The organism is Mesorhizobium sp. M7A.F.Ca.US.002.01.1.1, assembly GCF_004022955.1.
GTDB lineage: Bacteria > Pseudomonadota > Alphaproteobacteria > Rhizobiales > Rhizobiaceae > Mesorhizobium > Mesorhizobium ciceri.
In genome coordinates this window covers 1-5,202 of sequence record NZ_RZQE01000423.1, presented here as the reverse complement: position 1 = coordinate 5,202, position 5,202 = coordinate 1, and the positions used below count along the sequence as shown (strand labels likewise).

Below are 5,202 nucleotides of genomic sequence, written 5' to 3'. Positions count from 1 at the left end.
CTGCAACTCGTCCTGGCGGTTGCCCATGATGATGGTCGGGCGCGGCTTGCCGGCGGCGGCGAAGGCCTGTGCGGCGCCGTAACCGTCGCCGCCCTGGTCAACGACGCCGACGATGTCGGGCAGCGACGGCAGGATGGTCGCCACCGCCTTCTGCGCCGTCGTCTGGTCCCAGTCGCCGGTCACCGAACCGACGATCTTGAACTCGGGATGGGCGGCGACGCCTTCGAGGATGCCGGCATGGATGGCATCGTCGATCGAGGTGCCGGCAAGGCCGCGGATTTCAAGCAGATTGCCGCCCTTGGGCTGGAACTTGGCCATCTGCTCGACTTCCTGCTTGCCCATGTCCTTGAAGTCGACGACGACACGGTAGGCGCAAGGCTCGGTCACGGTGCCGTCGAAGGAGACGACGGTGATGCCGGCATCGCAGGCCTGCTTGATGGCGCCGTTGAGCGCATCCGGCGAGGCAGCGTTGATGACGATCGCGTCATAGCCCTGCAGGATCAGGTTCTGCACCTGCGCCGCTTGCGTCGGCACCTCCTTGTCGGCGGTGGTGAAGATGTCGGCCGCGCCGACCACCTTGTCGGCGACCGCCTTCTTGGTGACGATGCCATAGCTGTCGAGCATCGCCTGCCGCCAGGAATTGCCGGCATAATTGTTGGAAAAAGCAATCTTCTTGCCACTGGTGTCGGCCAGCGCCGTGCCCGAAGCGAGCATTGCCGCCAGAGCGCCCAGAACGAACAGTTTCTTCATGTCGTTATCCTCCCAGATGTGTTGACTGCTGTATTCCCACCGGCTTTGACCCCGGCCTCACTCCCAACTCTGATTTGAGCACGGATTGTCGCGAGCTCAAAACAGTCTCAATCCCGGCACGCGCACCCTGAGCCGGTACAGCGACGTCGACGCGGCAATGTAGAGGCTTTGCAAATCGTCGTCGCCGAAGGTGAAATTCGCGCAATCTTCAGGCGTCCGGATGACGCCAAGAATGGTGCCCGACGCGTCGAAAATGTGGATGCCGCCGGGTCCGGTGCAGTAAAGATTGCCGCGGCTGTCGATCTTCATGCCGTCGGGCGCTCCCGGCCCCTCGCCCTCGGTTACTGCCCACACCGCGCCGCCATTGAGGTCGCCATTGGCTTCGACGCCGAACACCCTGATGTGCCCGCGTTCGGTGTCGTTGATGAACAGCCGCGACTCGTCCAGCGAAAAGCACAGCCCGTTCGGCTGCCCGAAATCGTCGGCCAGCAATGTCAGCCGGGCGCCGTCGCCATCGATGCGGTAGACGCCCTGGAACGGCAGCTCCTGCGGGCGTGGCACGCCATAGAACTCCCTCCGGCCATAGCCCGGATCGGTGAAGTAGATCGATCCGCCGGTGGCAACGACGATATCGTTCGGACTGTTGAGCTGCTTGCCCTGATGGTGCGTGGCCAGCACTGTTGCGCTGCCGTTGGGCTCGGCGCGGGTCACGCGGCTCGTTGCGTGCTCGCAGGTGACCAGCCGCCCCTGGCGGTCCAGCGTGTTGCCATTGGCCTTGTGGCTCGGCTCGCGGAACAGCTCGATCTCGCCCTCGGCACTGCGGCGATACATCCGGCTTTCCGGAATGTCGGAGAAGACCAGCCATTTCTCATAGGGATGCCAGACCGGTCCTTCGAGGAAGCCGAAGCCGCTCGCCAGCGTTTCGATCGGCGCATCGCCGACGACATCGTCGAAGCCGGAATGGCGCGCACGCGCCGGCACCGACATCATCGGCTCCCGGCGCGAACAGCCGTGCTACTCCGCATGGTGACGAATGGCATGAGCGCTTCCCGATACAGTCTTCTTGTTGGGGCAGAGCGTAGGCGCGGTCCCGACGAGCCGATACGGGTCAAAGCGCACGGGCGACTGTGCATTTGCACAGTCGCCCGTGCCTATCGAGCGTAGAATACCGGCGACGTCAGATCAGGGCCGGCGAACACTCCGCAAAAGCGCGGTCAAGGTTGCGCTCGCGCACGCCACCGCCACGAGCACGACAACGCCGGCAGAGTTGGATTTTTGCCCTGTGCGAAATGAGTCGTGCTGCGCGGGCAAAGGGCCGTGAACCAACCTCTTCAGATCGGACCGGCTGCCGTGGCGAACGGAATAGGCGCGCGTGAACTCGGCGCCGAGGAGGAAAATCTCCGACGAGTAGTAAACCCAGAGCAATATCACGAGCAGTCCGCCGGCGGCGCCATACGACGACGCAATCGCGCTGGTGCCGATATACCAGCCGATAAGCGATTTTCCCAATGTGAACAGGGCCGCGGTCCCGACAGCGCCGATTGCCACATCGCGCCATTCCAGGGTTCGATCGGGCAAAACCTTGTAAATGGCGGCAAACATCACGGCGATAAGCGCAAACGAAACGACGCCGTTAATCCCGCTGAGTATGATCGTTCCAAACGGCAGGTGGGCGTTGATGAAAGCGCCCAGTGCCGAAATCGCAGCGCTTGCGATGAGAGAGACCAGCAACAGGAACCCGAGTGCGGCCACCAACCCCAGACTGGCGGCCCGCGCCCTCACCAGACGCGACAGGGAATTGCCTTGCGGTTCGATCTTCCAGATTGTGTTCAACGACTGCTGCATTTCGCCGAAGACGCCAGACGCGGCCACCAGCAAGGTGACCAGCCCTATGATCGCGGCCCAGGTGCCGTACAGCCTGCCGGATGCACTTTCCAGCGCAGTCTTGAGGAGATCGGCGCTTTCCGGTCCCATCAGCCCTGATATCTGCGCGGACAAGGCCAATTGTGCGGCATCGTGGCCGAAGACGAGACCAGCAATCGCAACCACGATCAGCAAGATCGGCGCCAGCGAGGTGGCGGCATAAAAGGCCATCGCCGCACCATGGCTGAGCGCATTGTCGTCGATGAAACCGACGACGCTTTCGCGCACCAAGTGCCATGAATCTGCAAATGAGGGTCGCACTTCGGATCCGCAGGCGTTGAGTTGGCGTTCACTAGCAATGCGCGGGACCTTCTGATGTTCCGGCTTGTGGCCGCCGCTGTTTCAGTGCTCCGCCAGCCAGGCGTCGAGCCGGTCCTGTTCGCGGCGCAGTGCGTCGATGTTGATCAGGCCACGCGCCATGGCGAGATAGATCGCCCGCGTCCGCGAGTTGAACACGGAAGCATCGCCGGTGCCGTCCTCCGCCGGCACGATGCCGAGCTTGTCGTAGCAGTGCTTGATGCGGCTCTGCGCACCACGGATCGACAGGCCGCGCCGTGCCGCGATCGCCCGGTCGGTCAGGCCGAGCGCGATATCGATCAGGCTTTCATATTCGCCGTCGGTGATGCCCTCGAACTTGTCCTGAACGCGATGCTGGATGCCGCGGATCTCGCGGTCGATGATGCAGTGGCCTTCGCGGAAAACCCCGCGCAGGGCGGACCGCATGCCTTCCTCCGTCGCCGATTTCAGCACATAGCCGTAGACAGAGCCGGGAGGGACGATGCGCGCCACGCCGCGCACATAGGCTTCGTCGGCAAAATTCGACCAGAACAGGATGTGCGTGCCGGCGCGGCGGTTCCAGATCGCCCTGGCAACTTCGATTCCCGTCGCCTTCGGCATCTGCAAATCGAGCACGACATGCAGTGGCTCGCGCTCAGTCGCCAGGTTGATGGCGTCCTCGCCGTCACTCGCTTCGATCACCTCGACGTCACCGGGCCACAATTGCTCCACCGTTCGCCGCGCGAAGCTACGGTGCAGCCCGTCATTCTCGGCGATCATCACAAGCATCACATGGCCTCCGATACGGCGAGTTCGCCAGGCATTGTTGCAGCCGCCGCCAGTTCCCGTGATGGCTGGCGGTCGATCTCGACGACGACACGGGTGCCGCCGTTCTTGCGGCCGGCCTGGCCGATGCGCAGCCGCGCCCCGATAAGGGCTGCCCGCGTGTGCATATGGCCGATGCCGCCATACGCGGCCGGGTCAACGGCGCCGCAGCCCTGGCCGTCATCCGTGACGATCACCCGCAGCACGCTCGCGGTCGACGCCAGCAGCACGTCGATGCGGTGCGGCGCGGCATGGCGAACGGCATTGTTGATCGCTTCCTGCACGATCCGGTAGAGCGCGGTCCGCACTGGCTCCGACAGGCTGTCGGCGCCGCCGTCGCTGGTGTCGGCGATGCGCACGGCGATCGGCGGCTTGGCCCTGGCGACGCTGCGGTTGAGATGCGCCTCGACCGCATCGCGCAGGCCGAACAGTTCAAGCACGCTCGGCCGCATGTCGTCGACGATGTGGCGCAGTTCCGTCAGGCAGCCGGCGACCTCCTTCTCGAGATCGGCAAGCTGTGCTGCCCGCGCCACGCCCTGGCCGCGAAGTGCCGAGAGCTGGCGCGCGATCCGGGCGAGATCGGCAAGCGTCTGGTCGTGCAGGTCCATGGCCATGCGCCGGCGTTCGCGCTCCATGCCTTCGGTCAATTGCGAGGCGCCGACGCGCAGCAGCTCGACGCGATTTCGCGCCTCGCTCTCGGCCAGCATAGCGCGGCGCGCCTCCTCGGTCTGGATCAGCGCGAAGATGTAGGGCGCGATCAGGTCGGCGCATTGTTGCGCGACCGCGACATCGGCAAGCGTGTAGCAGTCGACCTCGTGCCGGCTGATGTTGAGCGCGCCGATGATGCCGCCGCGCGCCCTGAGCGGCACGACGATGCGGCTGCGCAGCCTGGCGGCGAAGATCGGACCATCGATAGCGGTGGCGAAATGGAACCGCTCGTCGCTCAGCGCGTCGTCGGCGAGCAGATAGGGGACTTCGCCCCACAGCACCGAGCGGATCGGGCTGACTTCGGTCGGCAGCGGATGCTGGGCAAGCTCGCTCCAGCTGGTGTGGAAGCCGGCTTCGTAACAGGCGTGCCGGCGCCCATCATGCGACAGCACCGCCAGATCCATGTGGTCGTGCGGGATGAGCGAACCGATCTCGATGGCTGTCGCGCGGAACGCCGTGCCGGGATCGATATGGCCGGCAAGCGCCCGCGATATCGCCAGCAGCCGGTCGATCAGGACCAGGGACACTTCCGCCATTGCTTTCACGATCCTCCCGTGCCGGGAAATAGTGGACGCATGCCGCCGCCGCTGTCAACGACGGTGCCTTTGGTCATAGGAATTTTTTCTTGACTCGGTGACCTCAGCTATGGTACATTTTCGTCTATGGTGCTGATTTGCGCCGGTGACCCGCCGCACTGGCGGGGTTTTCTTTTTGTGCTCC

Annotated in this window: 5 protein-coding genes; all 5 read right to left on the bottom strand. The window is 64.3% G+C overall.

Going from position 1 to position 5,202, the window contains the following annotated elements:
• A partial coding sequence (locus EN932_RS28490; protein WP_128369243.1) for a substrate-binding domain-containing protein occupies positions 1–750 on the bottom strand: 750 nt, incomplete at its 3' end.
• 96 nt (positions 751–846) lie between these two features.
• Positions 847–1,737, bottom strand: a complete 891-nt coding sequence (locus tag EN932_RS28485) for an SMP-30/gluconolactonase/LRE family protein (RefSeq protein ID WP_127384662.1) — start codon at positions 1,735–1,737, stop codon at positions 847–849.
• 195 nt (positions 1,738–1,932) lie between these two features.
• Positions 1,933–2,934, bottom strand: a complete 1,002-nt coding sequence (locus EN932_RS28480; protein ID WP_127384659.1) for a YihY/virulence factor BrkB family protein — start codon at positions 2,932–2,934, stop codon at positions 1,933–1,935.
• Between the two features lie 81 nt (positions 2,935–3,015).
• Positions 3,016–3,738: a response regulator transcription factor gene (locus EN932_RS28475; protein ID WP_027163049.1), complete on the bottom strand. Its 723-nt coding sequence runs from the start codon at positions 3,736–3,738 to the stop codon at positions 3,016–3,018.
• Positions 3,738–5,018, bottom strand: coding sequence for a histidine kinase (locus EN932_RS28470; RefSeq protein ID WP_013528922.1), 1,281 nt, complete (start codon positions 5,016–5,018; stop codon positions 3,738–3,740). The genes EN932_RS28475 and EN932_RS28470 overlap by 1 nt, the downstream gene beginning before the upstream one ends.
• Between the last annotated feature and the right edge of the window lie 184 nt (positions 5,019–5,202).